The 26,895-nt window shown below is 61.2% G+C and carries 25 protein-coding genes, 1 tRNA gene and 4 pseudogenes; 15 read left to right on the forward strand and 15 right to left on the reverse strand.

Annotation, left to right across the window (positions count from 1 at the left end; translation table 11 throughout):
• Positions 1-648: 648 nt before the first annotated feature.
• Both C7G42_RS22165 and C7G42_RS35415 read right to left on the reverse strand, forming a co-directional pair.
• Positions 649-858 carry a hypothetical protein gene (locus C7G42_RS22165; RefSeq protein WP_106951093.1) on the reverse strand — a complete coding sequence of 70 codons (210 nt, stop codon included), beginning with the start codon at positions 856-858 and terminating at the stop codon, positions 649-651.
• 845 nt (positions 859-1,703) lie between these two features.
• The gene (locus tag C7G42_RS35415; protein ID WP_199581065.1) at positions 1,704-1,856 is read right to left on the reverse strand and encodes a hypothetical protein; all 153 of its coding nucleotides are present in this window, start codon (positions 1,854-1,856) and stop codon (positions 1,704-1,706) included.
• A gap of 1,385 nt (positions 1,857-3,241) precedes the next feature.
• On the opposite strand from C7G42_RS35415, the gene C7G42_RS22170 reads away from it, so the two are divergent.
• The 3 genes and pseudogenes from C7G42_RS22170 (at position 3,242) to C7G42_RS35890 (ending at position 6,741) form a co-directional block, all read left to right on the forward strand.
• Positions 3,242-3,544 (forward strand): hypothetical protein, encoded by a 303-nt coding sequence (locus C7G42_RS22170; RefSeq protein ID WP_106951094.1) that lies wholly within the window; start codon positions 3,242-3,244, stop codon positions 3,542-3,544.
• Between the two features lie 2,006 nt (positions 3,545-5,550).
• On the forward strand, positions 5,551-5,895 hold the full coding sequence (locus C7G42_RS35885) for a hypothetical protein (protein ID WP_245427873.1): 345 nt from the start codon (positions 5,551-5,553) through the stop codon (positions 5,893-5,895).
• Between the two features lie 74 nt (positions 5,896-5,969).
• A pseudogene (locus C7G42_RS35890) lies at positions 5,970-6,741 on the forward strand (NADH-quinone oxidoreductase subunit D-related protein).
• 40 nt (positions 6,742-6,781) lie between these two features.
• Here C7G42_RS35890 and C7G42_RS22190 read toward each other — a convergent pair.
• From C7G42_RS22190 to C7G42_RS22200, 3 genes and pseudogenes are all read right to left on the reverse strand, one after another.
• Positions 6,782-7,668, reverse strand: a pseudogene (locus C7G42_RS22190) (manganese catalase family protein).
• Between the two features lie 256 nt (positions 7,669-7,924).
• Positions 7,925-8,767: pseudogene (locus C7G42_RS22195) on the reverse strand (MBL fold metallo-hydrolase).
• Positions 8,768-8,797: 30 nt separating this feature from the next.
• Positions 8,798-9,364 carry a NuoB/complex I 20 kDa subunit family protein gene (locus C7G42_RS22200; protein WP_106951442.1) on the reverse strand — a complete coding sequence of 189 codons (567 nt, stop codon included), beginning with the start codon at positions 9,362-9,364 and terminating at the stop codon, positions 8,798-8,800.
• Positions 9,365-10,470: 1,106 nt separating this feature from the next.
• Here C7G42_RS22200 and C7G42_RS22210 point away from each other — a divergent pair.
• Positions 10,471-11,634, forward strand: coding sequence for a sensor histidine kinase (locus C7G42_RS22210; protein ID WP_106951097.1), 1,164 nt, complete (start codon positions 10,471-10,473; stop codon positions 11,632-11,634).
• Positions 11,635-12,346: 712 nt separating this feature from the next.
• On the opposite strand, the gene C7G42_RS22215 is transcribed toward C7G42_RS22210, so the two are convergent.
• The 4 genes from C7G42_RS22215 to C7G42_RS22225 all read right to left on the reverse strand — a co-directional run bounded on the left by C7G42_RS22215 (position 12,347) and on the right by C7G42_RS22225 (position 13,998).
• Positions 12,347-12,571, reverse strand: a complete 225-nt coding sequence (locus tag C7G42_RS22215; RefSeq protein ID WP_106951098.1) for a DUF6894 family protein — start codon at positions 12,569-12,571, stop codon at positions 12,347-12,349.
• A 634-nt stretch (positions 12,572-13,205) separates the two neighbouring features.
• Positions 13,206-13,313: a GDCCVxC domain-containing (seleno)protein gene (locus C7G42_RS36150; protein ID WP_283809857.1), complete on the reverse strand. Its 108-nt coding sequence runs from the start codon at positions 13,311-13,313 to the stop codon at positions 13,206-13,208.
• A 62-nt stretch (positions 13,314-13,375) separates the two neighbouring features.
• Positions 13,376-13,561: a hypothetical protein gene (locus C7G42_RS22220; protein ID WP_106951099.1), complete on the reverse strand. Its 186-nt coding sequence runs from the start codon at positions 13,559-13,561 to the stop codon at positions 13,376-13,378.
• Between the two features lie 17 nt (positions 13,562-13,578).
• Positions 13,579-13,998: a hypothetical protein gene (locus tag C7G42_RS22225; RefSeq protein WP_106951100.1), complete on the reverse strand. Its 420-nt coding sequence runs from the start codon at positions 13,996-13,998 to the stop codon at positions 13,579-13,581.
• Here C7G42_RS22225 and C7G42_RS22230 point away from each other — a divergent pair.
• Positions 13,891-14,937: pseudogene (locus tag C7G42_RS22230) on the forward strand (tyrosine-type recombinase/integrase); the annotation flags it as partial. The gene C7G42_RS22225 and the pseudogene C7G42_RS22230 overlap by 108 nt on opposite strands.
• Positions 14,938-15,105: 168 nt before the next feature.
• Here the strand turns inward: C7G42_RS22230 and C7G42_RS22235 are convergent.
• Positions 15,106-15,182: transfer RNA gene (locus C7G42_RS22235), tRNA-Pro, on the reverse strand.
• A 68-nt stretch (positions 15,183-15,250) separates the two neighbouring features.
• Here C7G42_RS22235 and C7G42_RS22240 point away from each other — a divergent pair.
• From C7G42_RS22240 to C7G42_RS22265, 6 genes are all read left to right on the forward strand, one after another.
• The gene (locus C7G42_RS22240) at positions 15,251-16,240 is read left to right on the forward strand and encodes an L-threonylcarbamoyladenylate synthase (RefSeq protein ID WP_158537628.1); all 990 of its coding nucleotides are present in this window, start codon (positions 15,251-15,253) and stop codon (positions 16,238-16,240) included.
• A 24-nt stretch (positions 16,241-16,264) separates the two neighbouring features.
• Positions 16,265-17,692, forward strand: coding sequence for an FAD-binding oxidoreductase (locus tag C7G42_RS22245; RefSeq protein WP_106951102.1), 1,428 nt, complete (start codon positions 16,265-16,267; stop codon positions 17,690-17,692).
• The gene (locus tag C7G42_RS22250; RefSeq protein WP_199581066.1) at positions 17,689-18,150 is read left to right on the forward strand and encodes a GNAT family acetyltransferase; all 462 of its coding nucleotides are present in this window, start codon (positions 17,689-17,691) and stop codon (positions 18,148-18,150) included. Before C7G42_RS22245 ends, C7G42_RS22250 begins: the two co-directional genes overlap by 4 nt.
• Positions 18,151-18,160: 10 nt before the next feature.
• Entirely contained in the window at positions 18,161-18,742 is a 582-nt protein-coding gene (locus tag C7G42_RS22255) for an NUDIX hydrolase (protein WP_106951103.1), read from the forward strand.
• A gap of 283 nt (positions 18,743-19,025) precedes the next feature.
• Positions 19,026-19,955: a glycine/sarcosine/betaine reductase selenoprotein B family protein gene (locus C7G42_RS22260; protein ID WP_106951104.1), complete on the forward strand. Its 930-nt coding sequence runs from the start codon at positions 19,026-19,028 to the stop codon at positions 19,953-19,955.
• Between the two features lie 37 nt (positions 19,956-19,992).
• A complete protein-coding gene (locus C7G42_RS22265) occupies positions 19,993-21,186 on the forward strand; it encodes a CaiB/BaiF CoA transferase family protein (protein WP_106951105.1) in 1,194 nt (397 codons plus the stop codon).
• A 110-nt stretch (positions 21,187-21,296) separates the two neighbouring features.
• Here the strand turns inward: C7G42_RS22265 and C7G42_RS22270 are convergent, their stop codons facing one another.
• On the reverse strand, positions 21,297-22,061 hold the full coding sequence (locus C7G42_RS22270; protein WP_106951106.1) for an SOS response-associated peptidase: 765 nt from the start codon (positions 22,059-22,061) through the stop codon (positions 21,297-21,299).
• A gap of 62 nt (positions 22,062-22,123) precedes the next feature.
• Between C7G42_RS22270 and C7G42_RS22275 the strand changes: the two genes are divergently transcribed.
• The 4 genes from C7G42_RS22275 to C7G42_RS22290 all read left to right on the forward strand — a co-directional run bounded on the left by C7G42_RS22275 (position 22,124) and on the right by C7G42_RS22290 (position 23,972).
• Positions 22,124-22,624, forward strand: a complete 501-nt coding sequence (locus C7G42_RS22275; protein WP_106951107.1) for a hypothetical protein — start codon at positions 22,124-22,126, stop codon at positions 22,622-22,624.
• 17 nt (positions 22,625-22,641) lie between these two features.
• Positions 22,642-23,076 carry an NUDIX hydrolase gene (locus C7G42_RS22280; protein WP_106951108.1) on the forward strand — a complete coding sequence of 145 codons (435 nt, stop codon included), beginning with the start codon at positions 22,642-22,644 and terminating at the stop codon, positions 23,074-23,076.
• A gap of 46 nt (positions 23,077-23,122) precedes the next feature.
• Positions 23,123-23,500: a TIGR02301 family protein gene (locus C7G42_RS22285; RefSeq protein ID WP_106951109.1), complete on the forward strand. Its 378-nt coding sequence runs from the start codon at positions 23,123-23,125 to the stop codon at positions 23,498-23,500.
• Between the two features lie 205 nt (positions 23,501-23,705).
• A complete protein-coding gene (locus tag C7G42_RS22290) occupies positions 23,706-23,972 on the forward strand; it encodes a hypothetical protein (RefSeq protein ID WP_018323382.1) in 267 nt (88 codons plus the stop codon).
• 177 nt (positions 23,973-24,149) lie between these two features.
• Here the strand turns inward: C7G42_RS22290 and C7G42_RS22295 are convergent, their stop codons facing one another.
• From C7G42_RS22295 to C7G42_RS22310, 4 genes are all read right to left on the reverse strand, one after another.
• On the reverse strand, positions 24,150-24,470 hold the full coding sequence (locus C7G42_RS22295) for a cupredoxin domain-containing protein (RefSeq protein ID WP_106951110.1): 321 nt from the start codon (positions 24,468-24,470) through the stop codon (positions 24,150-24,152).
• A 10-nt stretch (positions 24,471-24,480) separates the two neighbouring features.
• Positions 24,481-25,014 (reverse strand): DUF4142 domain-containing protein, encoded by a 534-nt coding sequence (locus tag C7G42_RS22300; protein ID WP_199581067.1) that lies wholly within the window; start codon positions 25,012-25,014, stop codon positions 24,481-24,483.
• 91 nt (positions 25,015-25,105) lie between these two features.
• Positions 25,106-25,795, reverse strand: coding sequence for an RNA polymerase sigma factor (locus C7G42_RS22305; protein ID WP_199581068.1), 690 nt, complete (start codon positions 25,793-25,795; stop codon positions 25,106-25,108).
• 75 nt (positions 25,796-25,870) lie between these two features.
• Entirely contained in the window at positions 25,871-26,740 is an 870-nt protein-coding gene (locus tag C7G42_RS22310; protein ID WP_106951113.1) for a sulfurtransferase, read from the reverse strand.
• Positions 26,741-26,895 lie beyond the last annotated feature (155 nt).

Below are 26,895 nucleotides of genomic sequence, written 5' to 3' on the forward strand. Positions count from 1 at the left end.
TGCTTGCTTCGCTCTTAATAATGCCGCGTCGCGCACTGGTCCGTGCGGCAGCAATCTGGCCTCCTCCAAGAGCTTGTGAGCTTCTTCGAGAAGCCGTTCCTTGAGTGATTTTGTTTGTTTGAAACGACGCCGAGGAATGATTGACACAGCGCGCTCCTTTCCCGTTTGAGGAAGGCGGGAGCGCAAGGGGCGTTCTCATCACGGACAAAAGCCGAGGTCCGCTCCGTGATGAAGGGATAATGACTCACCCCCGGGTTTGGTTCTGCATCTTTTGATACGACGCGGGAAATAATTAATCATCAAAACCTACTCAAACTGAGCGACCTACTCAACTGAGCCACTCGCAAAATCTAAACTAGGCTACTGAGGTCGGAGACAGGCCAGCACCCGGGGCTTTTGGGCACTCAAAAAGCGATCCAAAAATTGTCAGCTTAGGGTCAGAATGCGAGAAGCTCAGCGCGAGCAGATCCAGTCCGCTCCGCCCGGCTAAGCGGACGTCACTGAGCGGTGCCGTCACCTCAACTGCGTGCGCTAGGATCGCACGTCAGAACGACGCGCCGCTGCTATCGGCGAATGCTTAGGTGCTCGCGTTAACCCAGCCGAAGATCACCATCACCACGCAGCACAGAACGACGAACGCCTGCCCGCTCATCTCCATCCAGTAGCGGACCGGCGAGTGTCCCGTTCGTAGACGGGCCTCGGCAGCCACACGTCGATCACCCAGTCCAGAATGCTCGAACTGTGATTGAAGCTCCTGATCTTCCTGTCGGCATAGCCGGCCCGCAGCGTGCGGAAGCAATCGACGACCAGATAGAGGCCGAACAGGCGCGCAGCGATCTCGTAAAGGGAGAACTGCATAGAACGTCCGTTCGTCAGCCATCGGTGGCCGGTGTCGTCGGGGGCCGATCGGCAGGGTCAAGGCCCAGGCGCGGACATCGCACCCGGCTCTTAGTGTGGCCGTATCCAGTGTCGGTTCAACTGCCGGGAATGATTATCGTGCTGGCGGGAGCGCCCCCACAGGCACGGCTCGATCACGGGCTTGGGCGCTATAGCGCAGCCTGGGGCCTGCAGGATCTTTGGGGGATTAGCGTATTGGCCGAAATAGGCCACTCGGGATTTCAAAACAGGCCAAGCGTCAAGCGGCCTTATTACCTAAAAATGGCTATAGCGGGCAGGACCACCGGTACCGCACCGGCGGTGATAACCAAAACTTTGTACCAAAGGTCATTGTTCATATGGACAGCGTAAAAGAGGTTGCCCCGTACCGCATATGCAATTTGTGCCAAAACCAAATCAGGCCACAAAAAACAAACTAGGCAACTGAGGTCGGAAACGGGGCAGCGCCGAAAATTACAGAACAACTGCCGCTGGGCAGTCTCGTGAGACTGGCTAGCTCAGTCGCCGACCTGGTGGAGCGGACCCGGCCTACCCTCAACAGCCGCCCCTGAAGCCGCCTTTTAAAACAAAGCGAGCCCGGTGTACCTAGGACACCGAGCCCATAACCTCAGCAACACCCGTGCTTGATGCCGCTCGGCTATGTTCTCTATTTACGGCGGGTGAGTGATCGCAGTTTTGACGTGTATCAAGGTTCAAGAGCGGCCCCAGGGATGAACTGAGGCCGAGGCCTTCTCACGACAGGCCGATCCGCAACTTGGCCCGCCGCACTTCCTAACCCAACAGTGCCGGCCCATGTTCCTAAGGACCTAGCCCCTATCTCCAAGTTGCGCCGGCAAGTCCAGCACTTCATACTCGAAGGCTACACCCTGGGGATCGTGTTCATCGAGCCAAACCTTCGCGGCTTCTTCGGAAACAAACACCATCAGCTCTTTGCCTTTATTGTAGATCCAGACGGTCATGCGATTCTCTTCAGCTTTTACCGGCCCAAGCTACTTCTTTCCTCGGTTAAAGCTTCAGGACGTACTGGGTTCAAGTTGCAAAGGCCCGAAGCGTAAAGCTACGGAGTGCGGGTTTGACGCATCGTCGGATCAGATCCGATGTGGGATCTGCTTGGGTCTAGCCCCCAGCTCCTGGCTGCTAGTCCAATTGCGGATCAGAGCGCCGGAGCACGCAGAGAAGGTCGCAGGAGTGCAACGAGGCATCTCCTGCGACCGACGCCGCGACGTTCCGCACGATCGGCGCGGCACCAGACCTAAGCACACCGCAGGCCAATCTTGCCTCGATCTTAGACTGGCATTAGCGAATATCTGTCAGTGTTGCTTTTGGGACGGGGCCGTGGGGGACATACGCGGCCTTGCTCAGAGGTGAGGCCCGCCAGATCGCCAGCCCCCGGCGGGTCTCCCTCATTAATCCATCTCAATAAAACTCAAGTCTCATTTTCGGAACCGGCGAAAATGATTCGCCATGCCGTTTTTTCCCGAATAGGGTTCTGATCACCGGGGCTGGTCTCATATTTCACTTAGAAGTTTTCACCCGGGTTTTTTGACAGGCGCGGGCCGCAGCGAAATGAACCTCCCGCTGCGGCCTTCGCCGTTTTCCGTAGCGATACAGATAACGCTCTGGTGAACGAAACCATCCACAGAGCGCCCGAAACAGTCCTGAAACGAGCCGGGCCTATGCTCCTCTGATTAACGGGGAGGTTTCGAGATGATTACACTCAAAGCAATTGCAGTCGCCCTTGGAGCCGGGTTTCTCTTCACAGTGTATTCCGGCGACCTAGGAGCGGACGTGTTTCTCGCAATCATTGCCTGCTTTGCATAACAAGACCCCGCCAGTGTGAGCCGGCGGGCCACGCGGTCGGGAGCGTCGTCTTGGCCTTTCCGAACCCCCAAAGTTAGCCCCCAAGGCCGGCGGCAAGGCGGCCCTTGTGCCTGCTCCATAGATCGTGTGGAACGGTGGAGCGAGACCGAAGGCTCACAGCCGGGAGAGTCTGCGGTCGTCGTTCCTATTTGAATCAGGCCACTCCCAAAATCAAATTAGGCCACCGCGCGCGGAAACAGGCCAGCGCCAACCGTTGAACGAGAACAAACCCCGACGTCAGGACGGTCAAAAATCCGCTCAGTCCAAAGCGCCGGTTTTAACGGTGCCGCGGCAGTTCTGGTGTGCCCCGACAGACCATACTGAGCCAAACGTCGCCCGCGAGCCAAGCGGACTACGTGTCGTATTTTGAGCCGTCGGAACTGGCCCATGACTTAGCCGAGATTGGGGATGCCTATTTTTCCCGAGCCAGTTACCTTTCCTTAGTCACCCCTTGCTTAGCATCGGCAGAGTATTTCGTTTGCCCATGCCAAAAGACAAAGAACAAGAAGGCCGAAGGGTCACATTCGAGCATAGCTTGCCCGTTCAGTTGATGGGCATCGATGGAACATGGCGGCGTTCCTGTAAACTCAAGGATGTCTCTGATGCGGGTGCGACTCTCCAAATTGAAACCTCAATTGAGGGCTTATCCCTAATCGAGTTCTTTCTTGTTCTCTCCTCCACCGGCCTTGCATATCGCCGATGCCAACTCGATGGGGTGAACGGTGACGAGCTGAGGGTCAGCTTCATCCGCCAGAAAAATAAGAAAGCACCCAAAGCGTCCTCTTAGATAGATCACTCCACGTTTTCCCGAGGGCAACTTTTTCCTTGTGTGCGCTTTGTAGCGCCCAGCCGGATTCTGGGTGTTGGGGGAATCTTGATCGACCGCGCCGGTCCTTAACTTTAGGCTGCCGAAGATCCGCTCCCCACGAGGGTCGCTTCATGGACCGAGAACACCGAATGTCCGCGATGGGTCATAACTGCGCCTCGGAGGGTGCCGGCCGGCTGCTTCCGGTCTACCCCTATGAGCCGACGACCCGGGACGCTGCCTAGACGTCGCGTTCGGGCCATTAACGGACGTCTGCGACGCGGGCTTGCCGGGTGACGATCTATAAGATCCGAAAACTAGTCGGCTTGCGCGAGCCATGCGATCAACGGATAGGACAGGGTAAGTTGCCCGTTGAAAAGGGTGTGAGCGAGCCAAGAGGGAAAGAGCGATTCGTAGCGCACACGTAGCGAGCCAGAGCGTCGGGTTAGGGTCTTAACCGGCCCGTGTCACGGTTGTGGACAAAATCCGCTCCCAGCCCAATCCCTCAGGCGAGCGAGGAAGGCGGTCTGCTGCGCGCGGTGAGAGCCATCTCGCTGGATAGGCCACTATTGCCACACTCACCAAGTTCGTTGACGGACAGCAAGTTACTTTTGCGGCGAAACATGGCTGAAACATTGCGGTGTTCGATCGCGATACCGGGGCCGGCTGGATAGTTCACTTAGATTTTTGACCGGTTATTTTTGACAATGAGGCCGCAGCGCCCCCGCTGCGGCGGTCGTCATTTACGGTCGCGCTCGCGCCTGAACCTCTGGTGCGCAAAGTCAGAATTCCGGTCACCACACACTATCTTGGCAGCGTCGGTACGAGGATTTGAGTATGCCAGGACGCAGCTGGGCGCCTTTCGATCGTGCCGGCCCGGTGACGATCAGACAGTCTACCTGGTGAAAGGATGAGGTCGGGCGTGCCGAAGCATGAGGATATCGAGGGGGTAGACGGTTGGCTTCCACCCAGCATCAGCATCCAACTCGCCGGCGGCGCTCCGTCACGGCGCGCGATGCGTTTGATGCGGCATTGGCGCGGGTCCGCACCGACGCTGACCGAGGCGCAATTCGAAGCCTCGCGCAAATCGCAATTACTGCGCTGGAAGCGTCGTATGTCGGAAACCGGCTGCCGGTTCCTGCCAGCGAATTCAACTTAGGAACAGACAGCACATTTTAGGAGTCAGGGAAATCTAACCCCACAGTTAGGACCCGAGGTAGCATGATGCAGCTGCGTCGACGTTTTAGGCGGACCACGACCCTTGAAGAGCGCCTGGCCGCAGAAGCCCGACGTCTTCGTGAAGAAGCCGAACTCCTCCAGCACGGGCCTGTATCTGATGACGCCTTACGCAGGGCGCGGCAAGCGGAGGCCGGTGTACGGATCAATAATTGGCTGACATCGCCCGGGCTAAACCCCCGGAATAGAACTAAGGCCGCGCGTTGGCGTAGTTGGCGCACGAGCCTAAGCTCGACGCTTTTTGGCTGCCGATTATGACTAAGAAGCCCTACAAGCCTACGACAGAGGAGACGGCTCGATGGGCAGAGATCGAAGCCCTGCCTATCTCCGTTCGATATCCAATTCGCCGCAAGACTAGTTTGGCGCGCTGCCTCCGACTTCGACACCTCATGCGCCAGCCCGAGCGGATCGGGGGTGCCTTTGAGTTCCACCACGTCTGGTACGCTCTAAAGCGAGACCAGATGTTGCTGGTCAAACTCCGCATCTGGCGGACCACCGGCAAGTTCCCCGTCGACAACTAGCTCCGCTTGATCATCTCGCGTTGATCCCAATACAGGCGCGGGTCGTCACGCTGCTGCAATCTCGCTTCAAGCTGGCGCCGAACCACTCGACCCAGAGAGCCCTGTTATGCATCTTGGAACCACTGCTGCCTCAAAGTGGCGCGCGCCTTTTCCTGTACATTAACCTTTGTGATGCTGCTCCGAAGCTGATGGCGGCTAAGATTAGTGGTGCAATGTTTGATTGGATGCGGGATGACCGAACATTCTTCGAGCCTTCGAAACTTCACCATCAATTTCGGTCCTCAGCATCCCGCGGCCCACGGCGTGCTTCGGCTCGTACTCGAACTCGACGGAGAAGTTGTCGCGCGCGTCGATCCCCATAGACTGCTGCACCGGGGCACCGAGAAGCTGATCGAGGCTAAGCCATATCTGCAGGCAATCCCATATTTCGATCGCCTCGACTACGTTGCTCCTCTCACACAGGAGCACGCATTCTGTCTTGCCATCGAGCGGCTGCTTGGACTTGAAGTGCCGCGACGAGGGCAACTCATCCTTTACTCTATCCCGAGATCAGCCGCATCCTGTCGCATCTGCTGAATGTGACTACCCAAGCGATGGACGTCGGCGCCTTGACGCCGCCGCTCTGGGGCTTCGAGGAGCGCGAGAAGCTCATGGTTTTTTACGAGCGTGCCTCTGGTAGCCGCATGCACGCAAATTACTACCGGCCTGGCGGCGTGCATCAGGATCTTCCACCCAAGCTAATCGACGACATCGAAGCCTGGTGCGTCCGTTCCTGAAGGTCGTCGACGACCTGGATCGGCTGCTCACCGCCAACCGCATCTTCAAGCAGCGCAACGTCGACATCGGCCGTGTAACACTCGAGCAGGCTTGGGGCTGGGGCTTTTCCGGCGTGATGGTGCGCGGCTCAGGCGCGGCCTGGGATCTGCGGAGGCCCAACCCTGTGACTGCTATGCCGAGATGGACTTCGACATCCCGATCGGTCGGAATGGGGATTGCTACGATCGCTACCTCATTCGCATGGAGGAGATGAGGCAGTCAGTCCGCATCATGAAGCAATGCATCACAAAGCTGAAATCTCAGGACGGGCAAGGTCCGGTCATCGTGCAGGACAACAAGGTTGCCCCGCCCCGACGCGGCGAGATGAAGCGCTCGATGGAGGCTCTGATCCACCACTTCAGGCTGTACACCGAGGAGTTTCATGTGCCTCCTGGCGAAATCTATGTTGCTGTGGAGGCGCCAAAAGGCGAGTTCGGCGTGTTTCTCGTGTCCGACGGGACCAACAAGGCCTACAAGTGCAAGATCAGGTCGCTCGGATTTGCCCATCTCGAAGCGATGGACTTCCTCTGTAGGGGCCACCTGGTCGCCGACGTCTCGGCGATCCTGGGATCGCTGGACATCGTGTTCGGCGAGGTCGACTGCTGAATCTGCGGGCCGCCTGTCGGGCGGCCCGCTCTTGGTGACTTCAGTCCAACGCGTTCGTCACAGGCGGCTCGTTCATCTGCTCCACCTGCGCACCGCTGTCCGGTCGCGCGGGTCCGAGCACCGGCTTCTGGCCGAGAGGTTCGAAGCCAGCACTAAATGTAAACGTCCCCTGGCCGTCCAGCGAGGGCCCTTCGCAATAGCGACCCGACGGAAGCAAGTCTCCACCGCGCTCGGTGCCCATGAACATGTAGCTGAACTCCGTCGCTTCCTTGCTGCGATCGAAGCTGTTTGGGATCGGCAGCGCTGCCTCCGCACCCATCTCCTCGATCACCGCGAGCCATTGCTGCTGGTGCATCCTGTCGCGGGATAAGGTAGCTCAACATGTCCTGCATGCCGGAATCGCTCGTGGAATTGTAAAAGTCGGACGGCGAGAGTTCGGCCAGTCGATTCCGCTGCCACGTTGCAGTACATGTCGGCTGCAAGATTGCCGCTGGCGTAGACGTGGGAGCAATCGAATGGCACCCCGTCGCTGCTGACGGGGGATGGGGCAAGGCCGGTCGAAAGCAGGTGCTGATGCAGCATTCCCTCAATCACATGACGCGGCCTTTCCCCACCGTTCATGGCGGCGCCGACGATAGGATTAGCCTGCATCGTGGTCTCTTGCATCGTCGCGGGTGCATCTTCGAGATTCAAGGCGACCGCTGTTGCGAGCATCTCGATATGGCTGATCTCTTCGGTGGCAGTGTTGAGAAGGACGTCGCGATATTTCGCAGGGCCCCGGGCGCCCCATGCCTGAAAGAAATACTGTAGGCAAACGCGGATTTCGCCTTCAACGCCACCGATTGCCTGTTGCAATTGGCGGGCGAAGATAGGATCGGGCTTCTCGACCCTAACAGGGTATTGCAGCCTCTTGTCGAAGTAGTACATGCGCAGCTCCTTTTTATCTTGGTACATCAGCGCAATGAAGCCGTCCGGTTGCGTTCCTAACGCAAATCGCGTCGAGCCTGGATGTTTTCTAACTTGGGTTGTGGAGGCGGTCCGGCGGTCAAAAGCTGCCGGGACGCCCTCGCACTCAGCCCCTTTGAGAAAACGGAGAGAGGCGCGTGATGATTTGTCAGGAGTCGCGGAACGCCCCTCCTCGATCATGGTAGCGTCAGGACCGTTCGTTAGCTCCGCATCATCTTCAAGGGCGTTGCGGCACGGCGACTTCATCGAACCGCTCGGCGAGCGCATTCAATGCTGAGCGCATCAGCGGCCCTTGCATCGCCGCACCGTGGCCGGTGATCACGATGTTCGGGGCCAGCGCGGCCAATTCGCGCACCGATGCTTTTGCGCCCTGCCAATCGGGCGGGAAGTACATCGGCGGGCCATGCATCTCCGGGGACTGAGTGACGGTTGAATACACGGATTCTTGGCGCGTGGTGATGAAGGCATCGCCGGCGATCAGCATGCGATCATGCTGACGCCACAGGGAGACGTGCCCCGGCGTGTGACCCGGCGTAAGGATCTATCGCCATCCCTGCATGAAAGGTACGGTGTGATCACAAGGGAGATCGTAGAGATGCGACGCAACGTTAACCGGCTTAGTTGGAAAAAACGGCGAGATCAGTGCGATCAGTCCGCCTCCCGCGGCGGGGTTCGCGGGCGGATATGAACGGCTCCCGTCGAGGTACGGATGTTCCTCCGCATGAGCGTACACCGGAACGCCCCATTCGTTTGCGAGCGTTTCGAGCACGCCCACGTGATCGAAATGACCGTGCGTCAAGATGATGCACGCGGGCCTGCCACTGCCGCCGAAGCGCGCGTGCGCTGCGGAGCGGATGGCCTCGGCCGAACCCGGTATACCGGCATCCACCAGTACCCAATTGCCATCGCCGGCATTTTGATAGCCGACGACGATCACATTGACGATTGCGAGCTGCCGATAGGCGACGTCAGCGGCGATCTGCCGCGTATTGTCATTGCGGTAGAGGTCTATGTTCCGGTTTTCGGCGTCCGCCGCGGAGGGAAGAGGAATTTGCATCATTGTCCTACTAGCCTAACTCGGTTGTCTGTCCTAACGCTCGATCGTACACATCCGTCTGATCTTCTTCTGAAGCAGCAGCACGCCGTAGAGCAGTGCCTCGGCTGTCGGCGGGCAGCCTGGAACGTAGATGTCGACCGGAACGATGCGGTCGCAGCCGCGCACGACCGAATAGGAATAATGATAATAACCGCCGCCATTGGCGCAGGACCCCATCGAGATCACATAGCGCGGCTCCGGCATCTGGTCGTAGACCTTGCGGAAGGCCGGCGCCATCTTGTTGGTCAATGTGCCCGCGACGATGATTACATCGGATTGCCGCGGTGAGGCGCGCGGAGCGAACCCGAAACGTTCCTCGTCATACCGCGGCATCGACATCTGCATCATCTCGACGGCGCAGCAGGCGAGCCCAAACGTCATCCACATCAGCGATCCCGTGCGCGCCCAGGTGATCAGTTCCTCAGCCGAGGCGGTGAAGAACCCTTTGTCGGCTAGGTCGTCCCGAATCTGCATGAAGTAGGGATCGGACGCGTTGATAGGCTGCCCTTCGCCTGGAGGTGCGCCCCGACCCTGCGAAGCGGGAGAAGTCGTGTCGGTCATCATTGGTTCTGGCTGTTAAAGTCGTGCAAAACGCGACGTTACGCAGCGGAGAACCGCCGTTCCGTGTCATCGTTCCTCCGTAGGCCGGGCGTGTTTCGACGGTGCTATCGCGGGCTCGTGCCGGGTGCACTCCGACCAGGCGAGCTTTGCGAAAAGGGCTGCACAGGAAGAGCGGACTGTGGGCGAAGTCGTTAGCGCGGCAGCAGCAATCAAATAAAGAAGCCGGATTGGCAAGCTCAATGCCATTCCCATTCCTGCGAGAGTAATGTCATGGGCCGGCGACAATCGCTCGCGGCTTAATTTGCCGTGCACAGGAAATCTCGGGCCGGTCGCGGGTTAATGAGACGGCGGGGGGCAATCACGGAGGAAGCTCATGAAGAACTTGTCGGCATTACTCGTCGCCTCTGCCCTAGCTATTGGCCCTGTCATGGCCCAGCAAGCGACTCCCAACCAGAACTTGCAGAATGAAGCCGATAAGGGCATCAAGACGCACAATTCCGGTGCATCTGGAAACGTCGGAAGTCAGGAGGCTCCTGGCGCTGCAGCGCACCCGCCTGGGCAACCTGCTGTTGGTGGTGCTGCAACCGCTACTAGCGCGCAAAACTCGGGCGCTGGCATCAGCGGTGCGCCTGGCAGTAAGAGCGGACCGCCTCCCGGGCAAGGCACTGTCGGATCAGCAGGCGACTCTACTGTGCAGCAACAGGATCCGAGCGGCGTTAAGGGACTGCCGGGTAATAAGAGCGGGCCGCCTGCGAAACGTTGAATAATCTCTTTGGCAACCTCGGGGTTGGTTCAGCAATACGACTAACCCCGAGTGAGCTACACGCATGAATGTTTCCGACAGGATCGCTGCCGCAAATCTGATGTCGGCGCAGACCGCCAGGCTTTACGTTGCTTCTAGGGGCACAAAGCTGAGAACAAGTTTAGAATAGCGTCCTTCGAAACCACCTTTAGAGATCCTGGCAAGGGATGGACTCGCTGGACCAAGGGCATGGAGCAGCCTGGAACCTTTGTATATATTCCTGTTTGGTAACGTCAGTGAGTAGCGCCGCTTTCCGCGAAGCCATGCTGCTCAAAACCTTGCAACCACGCGCCCGGGGGCGAACTTGAGCAATCCAAACGAGCGGCCAGGACGTGGACGTCGACTAGCGGACTTCATTGGACAAAACGAGGCCGCTATCATCAAGGAATGGACCGAGTTCGCGCGGACTCTTTCGCCGGCCAGCGACAAGATGACAAAGCTGGCTTTAGAAGATCATATCGCCGATATACTCAAATTTGTTGCAGACGACCTCGAGTCCATGCAGACTCCACGAGAGCGGCTTGATAAATCGCGAGGCAAGGGGCCTCCCGACAGTCCGTTTGCTCAAAGCGCGGCAGAGATTCATGCTGCTCTTCGTCTTGCGGACGGTTTCGACATCGATCAGATGATTTCCGAATATCGTGCGCTTCGAGCAAGCGTAGTGAAGCAATGGGTGGCGCACCACCACGAGTTGGCTTTGACTGATGTCGAAGATCTAACGCGCTTCAACGAAGCGATTGATCAGGCTGTAACGGAGTCGGTGGCTCATTATACAAAGACGATAAATGAATCCCGCAATTTATTTTTAGGCGTGCTTGGTCACGATCTACGCAATCCTATAGGTGCGGTGTCAATGGGCGCTCAGTGGATGGAGCGATCCGGAATAGCCAACCCGAAGCAGGCGAAGGTGGTTTCGGAAATAAGGACGGCGGCGGGCCGGGCTACACAAATTCTGAACGATTTGCTCGATCTAACGCGCTCATCCTTCGGCACACAAATTCCAATTACAAAAGCCAAGGTCGACATAGTAGTGCTCTGTCAGGAGATCGCGGATGAGCTTCGCGCGATCCACGCCGATCGTAGTTTTGAGGTTACCCACGACGGAGATCCGAAGGGCTGTTTCGACCCAGCGCGCCTGGGACAGGTGCTGTCGAACCTGATGGGCAACGCTGTCCAGTATGGCAGTGCATCACGGCCGGTTGCCGTGAGCGTCGCAGGCAACGAGCCGGAGACGGTCACAATAGCCGTTCACAACTTGGGTTCACCGATTTCCCCGGAAACACTAAAATCGATGTTTCAGTCGTGGACCCGCGGCCAGGACGTCGCTAATGCACCTGAGAAGGGCACACATCTGGGCCTCGGTCTCCACATTTCAAAATTGATTATCGAAGCTCACGGCGGCGAAATATCTGTCACATCTAATGAACAAACAGGGACAACCTTCTCCCTTCAACTTCCACGCAAATGAGTGACCTTGTGACCTTCGCGCGGAAAGGATGTCCTCGCGCCACTCCTCCGGCCCTAAGCCCTCTGTGCGTCGCCGGGTTTAACGCCCCAGCCACCGTTGCAAGCTTGAGGCAACTTTCGTTTTTGGCGTCGGGCCTCGACCGTCAGGCGGTGGCCTTACAGTTAGCTTGACCGGAAACACCTCTGATGCTTCTGCGATAGCGCGCGTTGTGCCTTCTAAAACGTTCTGCAACTGAACAAATTACCATATCGTCAAAAGCAGCCGTGTCTCCCGGGCTAGCGCCAACAAGCAACGCCAACTCCGCAGTGAGATTGTTGAGCGAACCGTGCAGTGCGTCAGCTCGACATTTAGCAGTTGAAGGTCGGGCATTTGCTTAACCCGCTCCTCGCTGGGGTGGACCCATTTATAAGTGTAACCTGTCCTATATGAGTAGTTGGGCAGGCGGGCATCGAGTTGCACTGTCCTAATTTTCTTGCGGCGAGAACGGCCCTGGGCATCTCCGGGGCTGGACCGAGACACGCCTAGGTCGCCCGACGCACCGACTCAAAGTCGGATGCCAAATGATATCCGTTCTGACCAAGATTCACTCCCCAAACTCAAATGATGCAGCCTCCCCCCATTCGATACTTGGAAGCTTCTCGTGAACGTTTAGAAAGTGGCAGCATCTACTTTACTTGGGAATCAGCAGCCCCGGATGGCTACAATTTCGCGTTTAGACGAGCTTGAACTTGTCTAACGGAGCTTCGTGGACGTGCTGACCATCCACGTCCGTCACCAGCACTTTGAAGCCCTTGCCTCGCAATTCGGGCCGAGCGTCCGATAGTTCTTCGGCAGGCCGGTCAGCGACTTGCATCGCCATCGAGGCGTCCTCGAGCAGTTGGCCGCCCTGGTCGGCTACGGTTTTGCTGTCTACAAGATCGAAATGATAACGAGGCATATCATTAATTGCGTCAATCCTCGCTTGTTCCTCAGGCAGGGATCATTGGAAACGCTCGAGAGGACATTGGCTAAACGCGGCGGCTGGTCTTCACTGTTAAATGGCCCTCCGTATTTGTCTGGCGGGATTCCGGCAATCCTCAGATTGAGCATCGCGGGTCAGCGATGGCAGCCGCAAAGTCGTCGTCGCTCGAAACCAGCCAACTAAGCGCGAGCGGACAAGCTTCGGAAGCGAGTTAGCGCCGACCCAACCAAAAAAAAGATCACCAAAAAAGTTCCTAGCAAGAGAGCGCAGAAGATGCGGCGATCACCTTCGCGTCCCGGTTTGATTTCTTGTGAAAAAGGGCATTGGCGTCTCTTGAAAAGCTAGACCCCTTCCAAGCCTAGCTTCGAGAGCGCCGGCCGTTGCTCCTCAAGGTACATGTCCGCTTCACCTGATCAACTGTATGGCTATGTGGAGGATGTATCGGGCCGCACATGCGATCCAGATGAACACGCCGATCAGCAGCCAGTCCGGCTCAGTTTTCATTATTGGATCGCCTATCTTTGGGAAATTGCGCAGATTCAAGTCTCCGCTTACTCAGCCAACCGGACCATTGCTGTTCCGTCCATTCCACTTAAGCAGCACCCCGCAATCAGGGCGAATTCCTGGGCACGAACACGCAGCAGTCGCCAAGGAGCGGCTTCAGGCGCTCGCCGCAGCCTTTGCAGTCGGAGAAGAACTGGCAAGCGTCGGTCGGCATGACCCCGGCAGCAGCGTGACCGCACTTGGGACACGTATCGTTGAGGTCAGGATCATTTATCTTCAGGCGCGTGGCAGCACCGAGTAAAGAGCTGCCGTTTTCAGATCGGTCACCAGTTTTATCTTCTCTCTCAAAGCGAGGATTTCGGAATATTCCTTTGCGATATCTGCGGGGATCCGAAGTGCTTCAAGCTGCCAGGCGCCCAATTTGGATATCGCGGCGATGTGCGTATTTTGGATGGGGTACATGGCAATCCAGCCCGCTGTCAGGAAAAAACGGTAAGGAACGATACAGCCAAAAGCGTTGCGGCGTCGGTTGAAATAAACAGCCAGCGATGCTGTCGTTTTGGGCCTAGGAGCGCGAGCTGGATGTCGAAACGCCGCGTTGCATTGGCGGCGATGAAGTCCCGCAGCGCTGCTTCCGGCACATCCTGATCGCTGTTGGCTGCGCGCTGGGCCAGCGTATCGGCGATGTCGGACGTAACTTCCCTGGCCCGTCCCTGGCCGGGATTGGAACAGGCGACCCGGACTGGATAGGTGTATACTACGCTCAACTCGATCGACAGAATGAGAGAACTATGCCGCGTCCAAGCAAGGGAGCAAGGCTCTTCAGACGCAAACCGCGATATCGCAACGGCAAGCTCGTTGCCCAAGCCGTCTGGATCATCAAGGACGGAGACCGGCATATCGCCACAGGATGCCTTGCGAACGCGTCTAGAACGAAGCCGCCTCGAGAAGCAGAGCAGGCGCTCGCGGACTACATTGCGCGCAAGTACCAGCCCGAACGGAGCAGACGGGACATAGAGGACATCGACTGCGCGGATGTGCTGTCAATCTATCTAACGGACATTGGCGAGCCAGGCGAGCAATACGAGATTGAGCCGAGGATCGAACGGCTCAACGAGTATTGGGGTGGCAAGAAGCTTGCGCAAGTTAATGCCCAAACTTGTGCGGGATATACCAAGCATCGTGGCAGTCCGGGCGGCGCTCGCCGGGACCTTGAGACACTGCGGGCCGCGATAAATCACCACGCAAAGGAAGGCTTTCACCGCGGCGTGGTGCGGGTGTCGCTCCCTCCCAAAGGTGAGGCGCGCGAGCGATGGCTGACGCGCCAGGAAGCCGCAGCGCTACTGTGGCATTGTTGGAGGTATCGCGAGAAGCAGACGATACACTCAGGGGCGTCGAAGGGCGGCCCGGTCGCTACGAACCGAAGACCTTTACGTCATATCGCGCGGTTTATCCTGATAGGCCTATACACGGGCACTCGGGCGGGCGCGATCGCATCGGCGTCGCCATATTCGATAACTGGGCGCTCTCACGTGGATCTGGAGCGCGGCATTTTTTATCGTAAGGCCATTGGCAAGCGCGCGACAAAGAAGCGGCAGACACCAGCGCCCATACCGCCTCGACTGCTAGCCCACCTTCGGCGTTGGTGGAACCGCAAGCTGATTGCAGAGTGCTTCGTTGAGTTCAACGGCAAGCCGGTCGCATCCGTAAAAAAGGGCTTCAAGACTGCTGTGGGGCTTGCTGGCCTGCCGGGCAGGGTGACGCCCCACACCCTGCGTCATACCGCTGCGACATGGCTCATGCAGCGTGGCGTGCCCATGTGGGAGGCGGCGGGGTTCCTGGGCATGTCTCCCGATGTCCTGCAGGACACCTACGGCCACCACCACCCAGACTTTCTGCAGGGCGCGGCGACAGCCATTGGTCAAAAAGGCCGGTACGTTTCGGTGGTTGAAACGGTGGTCAGCTTGACCGAGGGTCTAAATCAGACGAAAAACCCTAATGAAATCTGGTCGGAGTGGCAGGATTCGAACCTGCGACCCCTGCGTCCCGAACGCAGTGCTCTACCGGGCTGAGCCACACTCCGACAAGAGGCCGGCTTATAGCGTCGGGTTTGGCGCACCGCAAGCGGCCGAGCTGAGGAATTTTATCCCTGTGAAAACGGGTCTTGAAACGCTGATTTTACCGGCAGGCCACGCCGGCGCCGAGGCTGCGGCCCGCCGGCTTGCCGCCGGCGGGCTGGTCGCGTTTCCGACCGAGACCGTCTACGGGCTGGGGGCGGATGCGGCCAATGCCGCCGCGATCGCCCATCTCTACGCCGCCAAGGGGCGGCCGGCCTTCAATCCGCTGATCGCCCATGTCCCGGACATTGCGGCCGCGCGCCGGATCGGCCGGTTCGACGCCCGCGCATTGAGGCTCGCGGAAGCGTTCTGGCCGGGGCCGCTGACGCTGGTGGTGCCGAAAACGGACAACTGCCCGGTGGCGGATCTCGCCACCGCCGGCCTCGACACGGTCGCGATCCGCATTCCCGCCCACGAGGTGGCGCAGGCGATCCTCCGCGCCTTCGGCGGGGCCGTGGTGGCGCCGTCCGCCAATATCTCCGGCCACGTCTCGCCGACGCTGGCGGCCCATGTCGAGAACGACTTATCGGGCCGGATCGACCTGATCGTGGACGGCGGGCCTGTTACGGTCGGCGTCGAATCGACCATCGTCGGGTGCTTCGAGGAGACGATGCTGCTGCGCCCGGGCGGGCTGTCGCGCGAGCGGATCGAGGCGGTGCTCGGCGCAGCCCTGGCGCGGCCGCCACTGGAGGCCGAGAGCGACGACAGCCAGCCGCTGGCGCCGGGCATGCTGGCCTCGCATTACGCGCCGCGCGCCCAGGTGCGACTTGGTGCGCAGGACGTTGCGCCTGATGAAGCGCTGCTGGCGTTCGGACCGGCGCGCCTTCCCGGCGTCGACGGCGCGGTTGCCGTCATGAATTTGTCGCCGACCGCTGATCTCGATGAAGCCGCCGCCAATCTGTTCGGCTATCTTCGCAGCCTCGATGCGAAGAGCCCGCGGGCGATTGCGGTGATGGCGATCCCCGAGGAAGGACTTGGCGAAGCGATCAACGACCGGCTGCGCCGGGCTGCGGTCATGCGATAAGAAGCTTGAGAAGAGACACGAGAAATGAACATCAATCAATCCGCCACGCCTCCGCTTGCGCCCGAGCTGATCGACCAATTCCGCAAGATCGTCGGCGAGCGCCACGCGATCACCGATGCAAGCGATATCGAGCCTTACGTCACCGAGGAGCGCAATCTGTTCCACGGCCGCTCGCCGCTGGTGCTGCGTCCGGGCTCGACCGCTGAGGTCTCCGAAATCTGCAAGCTCGCCTCCGCGCACAGAATCGCGCTGGTGCCGCAGGGCGGCAACACCGGGCTGGTCGGCGGGCAGACCCCGCACAATGGCGAGGTGGTAGTGTCGCTGCGGCGGCTCGACAAGATCCGCGAGGTCGACACGGCGTCCAACACCATGACGTGTGAGGCCGGCGTGGTGCTGCAGATCGCGCAAGCGAGGGCGGCTGAGGTCGACCGGCTGTTTCCGCTGTCGCTGGGCGCCGAAGGCAGCTGCACCATCGGCGGCAATCTCTCCACCAATGCCGGCGGCACCGCCGCGCTCGCCTATGGCGTTGCGCGCGAGATGGCGCTGGGGCTGGAAGTGGTGCTCGCCGACGGGCGCGTGCTCAATTTGCTGTCGAAGCTGAAGAAGGACAACACCGGCTACAATCTGCACAATCTCTTCATCGGCGCCGAAGGCACGCTCGGCATCATCACGGCGGCGACCCTGAAACTGTTTCCGAAGCCGCGGGCGATCGAGACGGCCTATGTTGGGCTGAAATCGCCGGAGGCGGCACTCAAGCTGCTCGCGATCGCACAGAGCGAGGCCGCCAATTTGCTGACGAGCTTCGAGCTGCTGTCGGAGATGGCGGTCGATTTCTCGGTGCGCCACGCCATCGACGTGCGCGATCCGCTCGCAGAGAAACATCCCTGGTACGTGCTGATGGAATTGTCCTCGCCCGGCGACGACGCCCGTACGCCGCTGGAGACGATTCTCGGACGTGCCATGGAGGCGGGGATTGTCGACGATGCGGTGATCGCGGCCAACCTCACCCAGCGCAACGGCTTCTGGAAATTGCGCGAGGAGATGTCGTGGGCGCAGAAGCCCGAGGGCGGCTCGATCAAGCACGACATCTCGGTACCGATCGCCGCGGTGCCCGCGTTCATCGACGAAGCCAACGCCGCGGTGGTGAAGCTGATCCCGGGCGCGCGGCCGGTGCCGTTCGGCCATCTCGGCGACGGCAATCTGCACTACAATATCAGCCAGCCGATCGGGGCCGACACCGCCGATTACCTGGCGCGCTGGCACGAGGTGAACGCGGTGGTGTTCGAGATCGTGCTGCGCATGGGCGGCTCGATCTCCGCCGAGCACGGCATCGGCGTGCTCAAGCGCGACGAACTGCCCGAGGTCAAGGACAAGACCGCGATCGAGCTGATGCGCGCGATCAAGGCGATGCTCGATCCGCACGGCATCATGAATCCGGGCAAGGTGCTGTGAGCGCATCGGCCTCGCCTGCTCCGCTCGCAATCGACGCCATCGGGGATGCCGATGTCGCGAAGGTCGTCGCGCTGTGGCAGCGCTGCGGCCTCACGCGGCCCTGGAACGATCCGCATGCCGACATCGCGCTGGCGCGCCGGCGCGACAATTCTACCGTGCTGATCGGCCGCGACGCCGGCACCATCGTAGCGACCGTCATGGTCGGCCATGACGGTCACCGCGGCTGGGTCTATTACGTCGCGGTCGACCCCGACGGCCGCAAGCGCGGCCATGGCCGCGTCATGATGGCCGCGGCCGAGGACTGGCTGCGCGCCGCCGGAATTGCGAAGCTGCAGCTCCTGGTCCGCCGCGAGAATTCGCAGGCCAATGCGTTCTACCAGTCGCTGGGGTTCGAGGAATCCACCTCGGTGATGTTCCAGAAGTGGCTCGACGGCCGCGACACCACGCCAAGCAACTGAGATCAGGCAAATGACAATTTCCGACCGCGTCCGCATCAAGGACGTCCGCGTGCTCTCGGACGGCTGGACCACGCTGAAAAAAACGACGCTCGAGTACCGGCGCGCCAGCGGCGAGTGGCAGACGCAGCACCGGGAAACCTATGAGCGCGACAACGCCGCCGCCGTGCTGCCCTATAATCTCGCACGGCGGACCGTGATCCTGGTGCGGCAGTTCCGCCTGCCGGCATTCATCCGCGGCTACGACGACCTGCTGATCGAGGCGGCGGCAGGTGTGCTGGACGACGCGGAGCCCGAGGTGCGGATCCGCGCCGAGGCCGAGGAAGAGACCGGCTATCGCCTGCACCACGTGCACAAGGTGTTCGAGGCCTTCATGAGCCCCGGCGCCATCACCGAGAAGCTGCATTTCTTCGTCGCGGAATACGAACCTTCGATGCGCGTCAGCGACGGCGGCGGCCTCGAACACGAGGGCGAGGACATCGAGGTGCTGGAGCTCTCGATCGACGAGGCGCTGGCGATGATGGCGGACGGGAGGATCATCGACGCCAAGGCGATCATGCTGCTGCAATATGTGGCCCTGCACGTGTTCAGGTGATCACGGGCGTGCTGACTTCTTCCCTTCTCCCCTTGTGGGAGAAGGTGGCGCGAAGCGCCGGATGAGGGGTCTCCGTCCGCAAATTCCAGTGAGAGTTGGACTCCCGGAGAGAGACCCCTCACCCGTCTCGCCGCTTCGCGGCGAGCCACCCTCTCACACAAGGGGAGAGGTGAAGAAGGCGCTCCCACGAGATCGCAATTCTGGCCTGCGCTGCCCTGCCCCCCGTTGAGCTCACCGCCGACTATCTCTAGTCTGGCGCCAACAAGAACCAGGAGACGCGCCCATGTCCGCTTCGCGCGACGACGAATTCGGCTTTGCGCCCGACTACGATGCCCCCGTCCCCTACATGCAGCGCACCCGCGATTATTACGCGGCGATCGGCTACACCACGGCGTATCGCTGGGCGCATTACACCGAGGCGCCGTTCCAGCCGCTGAAGAAGCCGCTGGCAAAGTCGCGCGTGACGATCATCACCACGGCTGCACCCTACGATCCCGCCAAGGGCGACCAGGGGCCGGGCGCGGCGTATAATGGCAGCGCGAAGTTCTACCAGGTCTATGACGGTGAAACCTCGAAAGAACACGATTTGCGCATCTCGCATATCGGCTACGACCGCAAGCACACCTCGGCGACCGACAACGGCACCTGGTTTCCGCTGCCTCAGCTCCTGAAGGCGTCCGCCGCCGGCCGCATCGGCGAGGTCGCTCCGCGCTTCTTCGGCGCGCCGACCAATCGCAGCCACCGCGTCACGCTCGACACCGACGCGCCGGAAATTCTGGCGCGCTGCCTCGCGGACAAGGTCGACGTCGCGGTGCTGGTGCCGAACTGTCCGGTCTGCCACCAGACCACCGCGCTGGCGGCGCGGCATCTCGAGCGGAACGGCATCCCGACCGTGATCATGGGCTGCGCCAAGGACATCATCGAGCACGCCGCCGTGCCGCGCTTCCTGTTCTCGGACTTCCCGCTCGGCAATTCCGCCGGCAAGCCGCACGACGTCACCTCGCAGGCGCAGACGCTCGAACTGGCGCTCGAGCTGCTCGAGAGCGCCAGCGGCCCGCAGACCACGATGCAATCGCCGCTGCGCTGGAGCGAGGACGCGTCGTGGAAGCTCGACTACAACAACGTCGCACAGCTCTCGCCGGAAGAGCTGGCACGCCGCCGCGCCGAATTCGACAAGCAGAAGGAGATCGCGCGCGGCAACCGCGCCGCCTGACGTCCTCCGATAACGACAACAAAATGGGGAGAGCGACGTGACGCGACCGTTCGAGGGCGTGAAGATCCTGGATTTCACGCAAGTGCTGGCCGGCCCCTATGCGAGCTATCAGCTCGCGCTGCTGGGGGCCGATGTCGTCAAGGTCGAGCGGCGCGAGGGCGAGGACATGCGCCGCACGCCGCTCAGCCGCGAATGGGCCGATCGCGGGCTGGCGCCGGCGTTCCAGGCCGTCAACGGCAACAAGCGCAGCCTGACGCTCGATCTGCAGAAGCCGGAGGCGATCGCGATCGTGAAGAAGCTCGCCGCGACCGTCGACGTCGTCATGGAAAATTTCCGCCCGGGCGTGATGGACAAGCTCGGCATCGGCTATGAAGCGCTCTCCGCAATCAATCCAAAACTGATCTATTGCGCGGTCTCGGGCTTCGGCCAGACCGGCCCGGATCGTTTACGGCCGGGCTATGACGGCAAGATGCAGGCGCTGTCGGGCATCATGGCGATCACGGGGCATCCCGAGACGGGACCAACGCGCGCGGGCTTTGCGGTCTGCGACGTGCTGTCGGGGGCGACGGCCGCATTCGGCGTGTCGAGCGCGCTGTATCAGCGCGACCGCACCGGCAAGGGCCAGTTCGTCGACGTTTCCATGCTGGAGGCGACGATGGCGTTTCTGTCGGGGCAGATCGCGGACTGGTCGGTTGCCGGCCATCGTCAAACGCTCTCGGGCAATCAGGCCGTGAGCCGCAGGACCACGGCGAATTTGTTCAAATGCGGCGACGGCCACATCCTGCTCGCCGTCAACAACGAGAAGCAGTACCGCGCGCTGATGAGCGCGCTCGGCCGCGAGGACACGCTCGCCGACCCGCGCTTTGCCGACTGGTTTTCCCGCAACGAGAACGAACCGGCGCTGCGTGCCATCATCGAGGAAGCGCTCGCGGCCAGACCGGCGCGCGAATGGGAGACGATTTTGGAGGACGCCGGCGCGCCTTGCGCCAGCATCTGGAAGGTCGAAGAGGTGATCGACCATCCGCAGATCAAGGCTCGCGAAGCCATCCAGCAGCTCGATACGCAATACGGCCGCCTGCGCTTTGCCGGCAGCGGCTTCAAGCTCGCCCATGGCGGCGGCCGGCTGGACCGGATGGCGCCGGCGTTAGGGGCGGATACGGACGCGGTGCTGGATGAATTGGGGTTTGATGCGGCGGAGATCGCGGCGTTGCGGGCGAGAGAAGTCGTCTAAAACTCCGCTGCCGTAGGGTGGGCAAAGGCGCAACGCGCCGTGCCCATCACCTGTGGCCTTCGCGCGCAATCGTGGGCACGCTTCGCTTTGCCCACCCTACGGCAGTGCGCCTAGAACAACGATCCCTGCCCGTCATCGGCCGGCCCGGCCGCGGCCTTCCGGGCCGCCTTCTTCGGCTTCGCCGCCTCTGCTTCCGCCGCCATCTCCTCCGCGCTGATCGGCAGCAGCAGCTGATCGTCGTCATTGGCGACGCGGTTGACGCGGGTGGAAACCGGGTGCCAGGCGAATTCGCCGATGCGTGGTGCCGTCATCAGCGGCAGGATCGCATCGACCTCGTCGCCCCTGATGTCGAGCCAGCGCTCGAAATCGCGCGGGCTGATGGTGACGGGCACGCGGTCATGCAAGCTCGCGAGATCCTCGCCCGCCGCAGCCGTGACGATCGCGACGGTGTCGAGCTCCTCGCCGTTCGGCCCGGCCCAGGTCTCGAACAATGCAGCGAAGCCGAGCGGCGCGCCGTCGGCGCGGTGGATGAAGAAGGGCTGCTTGCGGCCGTCCTCCATCTTCCATTCGTAATAGCCGTCGGCCGGGATCAGGCCGCGCCGCCGGCGAATCGCCCGCTTGAACGCGGGCTTCTCCAGCACCGTTTCAGAGCGGGCATTGATCAGGAGCGTGAACCCTTTGGGGTCCTTGACCCAGCCCGGCAAGAGGCCCCAGCGCATCAGACGGAAATGGCGCGCGCCGTTCTCGATCCAGACCACCGGAATCGGTTGTGTCGGAGCGACATTGTACCGGGGCGGGAAATTCGGCTGCTCGACATAGCCGAACAGTTGCCGCAAAGCCGCGGGGGCCGAAGTTATGACGAAGCGTCCACACATCCCGGGTGTCTATATAGGGTCCGTTCAGGTCCTTTTAACCCCGAACGTTAACACTGCGGCAGATGAGCTCAACGGCCTCCCAACCCGCGCGGACGCATGCACAGACGGGCCCCGAGGCCGCCGACTGGGCGGAACGGCTGCGCGTGGCCAATATCAACCCGCGGACCGGGCTCGCCACCGACTATCTCAACCATTTCAATGAAGCCGTGATGCTGCTGGAAATGATTCCGGACATGCCGGAATGCGCGGAAGATTTTTTGACCTGGTCGCCGCTGTCCTATGCCGAGCATTTCACGGCATCGAACTTCAAGGCGCGGGACCTAGCCATCGAGGCCTATGAGAAGGCCGATCCGAACGTGCGGGGCCGGTTCGACCACATCACCCAGACCCTGCACTCGATCCTGACCGCGGTCGGCACCGCCATGCGCGAGGTCGAGAAGGATCAGACCCGCATCAAGCTCGCCGAGCAGGCGACCCTCTGGGTCCAGCCGCTGATCGCGGCCTGCGGCGGCATCATTCATGGTGGCGCCGACGCCGACGTCGAAACCATCATGGCGAACTGAGCCGGGATCCTGAAGACATGTCGGCCATCGTCCAGCCCACCCGTCCCCAGATCGCGGTCAGCGCCGCGATTTTTCGCGACGGCAAGGTGCTGCTGACCCGCCGCGCCCGTTCGCCCGCCAAGGGCTTCTATTCGCTGCCTGGCGGCCGGGTCGAATTCGGCGAATCGCTGCAGCAGGCCCTGAGCCGCGAAGTCGACGAGGAAACCGGGCTCGAGATCGAGATCATCGGCCTTGCCGGCTGGCGCGAGGTGCTGCCGGCCGCGCCCGGCGCCGGCCACTATCTGATCATGTCCTTTGCCGCCCGCTGGGTGGCCAGGGAGCCGTCCCTGAACGACGAGCTCGACGATTACCGCTGGGTCGCCCCCGACGCCTTGGCGGGCCTCGGCGACCTCAAGCTGACCGGAGGACTGGAGGAGATCATCCAGTCCGCCGCGCGGCTCGTTGGAGCCTGACGCTCCGCCTTGCGTCCCCTGCCTTGACGAGGCATACACCCCGCCGATGTCCACGCGATTTCTGGCCATTTTTGCCCTGATTCTCGCCTGCGCCTCCGTGCCCACGCGGGCCCAGGACGTGGCGGCGCCGTTCGACGCCGATTTGCAGCGGCTGGCGGAGATTCTCGGCGGCCTGCACTACCTGCGCGGCATCTGCGGCTCCAACGAGGGCAACAGATGGCGCAACGAGATGCAGGCGCTGATCGATGCCGAAACCCCCTCGGGGGAGCGCCGCACCCGCATGATCGCCGGCTTCAACCGCGGTTATAACGGCTTTCAGCAGACCTATCGCAGCTGCACGCCGGCCGCGACCGTGGCGATCCGCCGCTACATCGAGGAAGGCTCGAAGATCTCGCGGGATCTGACGGCGCGCTACGCGAACTAGTTCTTCCCGTCATTCCAGGGCGCGCGCAGCGCGAGCCCGGAATGACAGCGCGGATCGACCTGAGGCTCCACGGGAACCCTGTCATCGACTTTGTTCACAGCCGTTAACCGTTCCTAAAGATGTGGCCTAGCGGTCGTTAATGCGCGTGCTACACCTCTCGCACAGCGCATCGCCGTGGATCGCGCCCCAGCCCCGATCGAGTTTCATGAGCCAGCCGATTTCCTACGCCCCCGACCGCGCGCCGCTGCCCGATCACGAGCAGAAGCAGGCCGCACTGAGCTATCTCAACGAGGCCTGGGCCGAAGCGCGCCATGAGGGCGTCGACGGCGACTGCCTGGCGCAGGCCAGCCTGTTTGCGGCCTTTGCCGAGCTCGTCGGCACCTATGGCGAGGACGCGGTCGCCAAGTTCGTCGAGGGTTTTCCCGGCCGCATCCGCAACGGCGAATTCTCGGTCACGCTCGCAAGGCAATAAGCTTTCCACGAAAATGACCCCGCCACACGGGCGGGGCCAGTCGACGGATGAATGACTTTGCGAAAGCCTTCGCGAAGTCTGCCGCTTTTATCGCACGGAAGCCGCTTGCCGCGGACAAGCATTAGTCTCGCGGTGACCGGGAGATGTTCCCGCTGCGATCGGGAACGTGCTCCCTCCTCACGGCGCGACCTTGAGCGTCGCTTTCATGTTGGGATGAAAGCGGCAGTAATAATCGACCGCTCCCGCCTTCGTCAGAACTGACGTCGCCGATTTGTTCGGCGGCAGTGTCACGTCGAAGTCACCATTCTTCGCGGTGGCGGTGTGGGCGAAGACGTCCTTGTTGATCCATTCGATGGTGTCACCGATCCTCGCCGACGCGTCAGCGGGAGAAATCACGAGATTCTCCATCGTGATCACGATGGTCTCGGCGTGCGCCGGGGCGACCATCGCCGCAAGGACAAGGGCTATGGCGATCGAAGGCAGTCGCTCCGGCATCATTGCTTCCTCCCTATTTCAGCTCGGCCGCGACGTGCTCGGCGTGCTGCTGATGGCCCTGGAAGATCTTCAGGCCGGTTTGCAGCAGGCTCTTCAGCTCGGCATTGTTCGCCGACGGAATGAGCTGGGTCTCCAGCGCGCCGTTGACCGCCTTGTGATAGGCGACCTCGTTGGCGACGTAGGCCTTGTCGAACGCTGCGCCGTCCAGCTTGTCGAGTTCGGTCAGCTTGTCGCTCGCCTGCTTGGACAGCGCCTTGCTGGTGTCGTTGTCCTCCGGCGTAACATTCAACTTCTTGACCAGCGCGAGCGCCTGCTTGTTGACGGCCTCGTGATCGCGCAGCATGTCCTCGGCAAACGCCTTGACGTCTTTGTTCTGCGCCTTTTTCTTCGCCTGCTTGGCGGCGTTGATGTCGATGACACCAGCGGTGTACGCGATATGGGCGATCTGCGGATCGGTGGGCTTGTCGGCTGCGCTGGCGCCTTGCAGCAGCGCGGGACTCGACAACAGAATTGCCGCGGCGATCGCCGCGCTCCGTCGGGTGAACATGGCTCGATACTCCTGTGGTGCCGGACGCTCGCCGGCGCATTGCTTCACAGGGATTGGATGGGATTTTCGCGCGAACGTTCCCGAAAACTTTTCAGCCGCCGATTCCGAGACGTTTCAGCACCGCCTCGGTCAGACGCTCGCAGCGCCAACCGGCGAACGGAAACGCGTCCATCGCCACCGGGCCGATTTCCTTCTCGACATTCTCGCGCAGCATGGTGCGGGCGCGATGCAGCCGGGTCTTCACCGTCTCGGGCTTGATGCCGAGCAGATCGGCGGTCTCCTCGATATTCATGCCCTCCATGACCCGCGCGACGAAGACCATGCGAAAAACATCCGGCAATTCGTCGATGGCGCGTTCGACGACGCGCTGGATTTCACGTTGGGCCATGGTCCTTTCCGGATCGCCTGCGGGAGAAACGGGAAATTTGATGATTTGCGCGTCGAGCGCCGCTTCCGGCACAGCACCGAGCTCGACATGCGGCTTTGCGCTTCGCACCCGGCCGAGCGCTTCGTTGATGGCAATGCGCGACAACCAGGTCGACAGCGCCGACTCACCAAGAAAGTCGTCGAGATGCGTGAATGCCCGGACATAGGTTTCCTGCACCACGTCCTCTGCCTCACTATCGTTGCGCAGGATGCCGCGGGCGAGCCTGTAGAGCCTGCGGTTGTTGGTCTGCATGATCTCGCGCAATGCGGCTTCATCCCGGCGCCGCGCACGGTCGATCAACTCGGCTTCCGCTGTCCTGGCACCGGCGGACAGGCCGGCTGCGGTCTTTGGCATTGCGATTACCCTGTCTGCATTGGTTCCAGACATTGGATGCAAGCTCAGGGAAAAGGTTCCCGATTTTTTCTTCCCCTAGTCCGTCTCGATCGGCAGCGCCGGATCCCTCGCCCATTCACCCATCGAGGCATCATAGAGCGTCAGCCTGTCGTAGCCGAGCTGCGCCAGCAGGAACAGGTCGATCGTCGCCGAGATGCCGCCGCCGCAATAGAGAATCACATTCTTGTCGCGCGTGACGCCCGCCGCCGCGAATTTAGCTTCGGCATCGGCAAGCGTCGTCAGCGTCTTGTCGGTGTTGACGAGCGTAGCGGCCGGTACGTTGATGCTGCCAGGAACGCGGCCTGGCCGGCCATAGCGGCTCGGCTCGAGGCCGCGATGAAACTGCGGCCCGAGCGCGTTGACGATGACCGTCGCGGGATCGCCGATCCGCGCCTTTACGGTCGTGGCGTCGACGAAGAGGCCCGCGCGCGGCGCTGCCTTGAAGGTGGTGGCGGGATATCCCTTCGGTGCGCCCGTCTCGACCGGCCGCCCCTCCTCCTTCCATTTATCGAAGCCGCCGTCGAGCACATGGGCATCGACGCCGAGCGCGCGCAGCATCCACCAGAACCGCGTCGCCCACATCATCGTGCCGATGCTGTAGAGCACGATGGTCGTGCTCGCATCGAGGCCGTGGCGGCCGAAGGCGGCCTCCAACTGGGCGACATCAGGCATCATGAAGAACTGCTGCACCGAGGTGTCGGAGAACTCGCCTTGCAGGTCGAGGAAATCGGCACCGGGGATGTGGCCGGCCGCGAAGGTCTTGTCGCCGGGCACGGCGCGATAGGGCACGTCGCTGCCTGGTGGCACCGGCTCGTTGTAGGTCGTGCAGTCGTAGATGCGGAGGTTGCCATCGCCGAGCATGGCGGCGAGCTGTTCGGTGGTGATGAGGGGTGATGGCTGGGACATTAGACTACTCTCCCGTTCGAGAGGGAGTGTAAGCCTCTCCCCTCGTCATTGCGAGGAGCGACGAAGCAATCCAGACTGCCTCCACGGAAAGATTCTGGATTGCTTCGCTGCGCTCGCAATGACGAGCATGAGGAAGCACCGTGCGTCCCCACACT

It is taken from the genome of Bradyrhizobium sp. MOS003, from assembly GCF_003020125.1.
Lineage (GTDB): Bacteria > Pseudomonadota > Alphaproteobacteria > Rhizobiales > Xanthobacteraceae > Bradyrhizobium.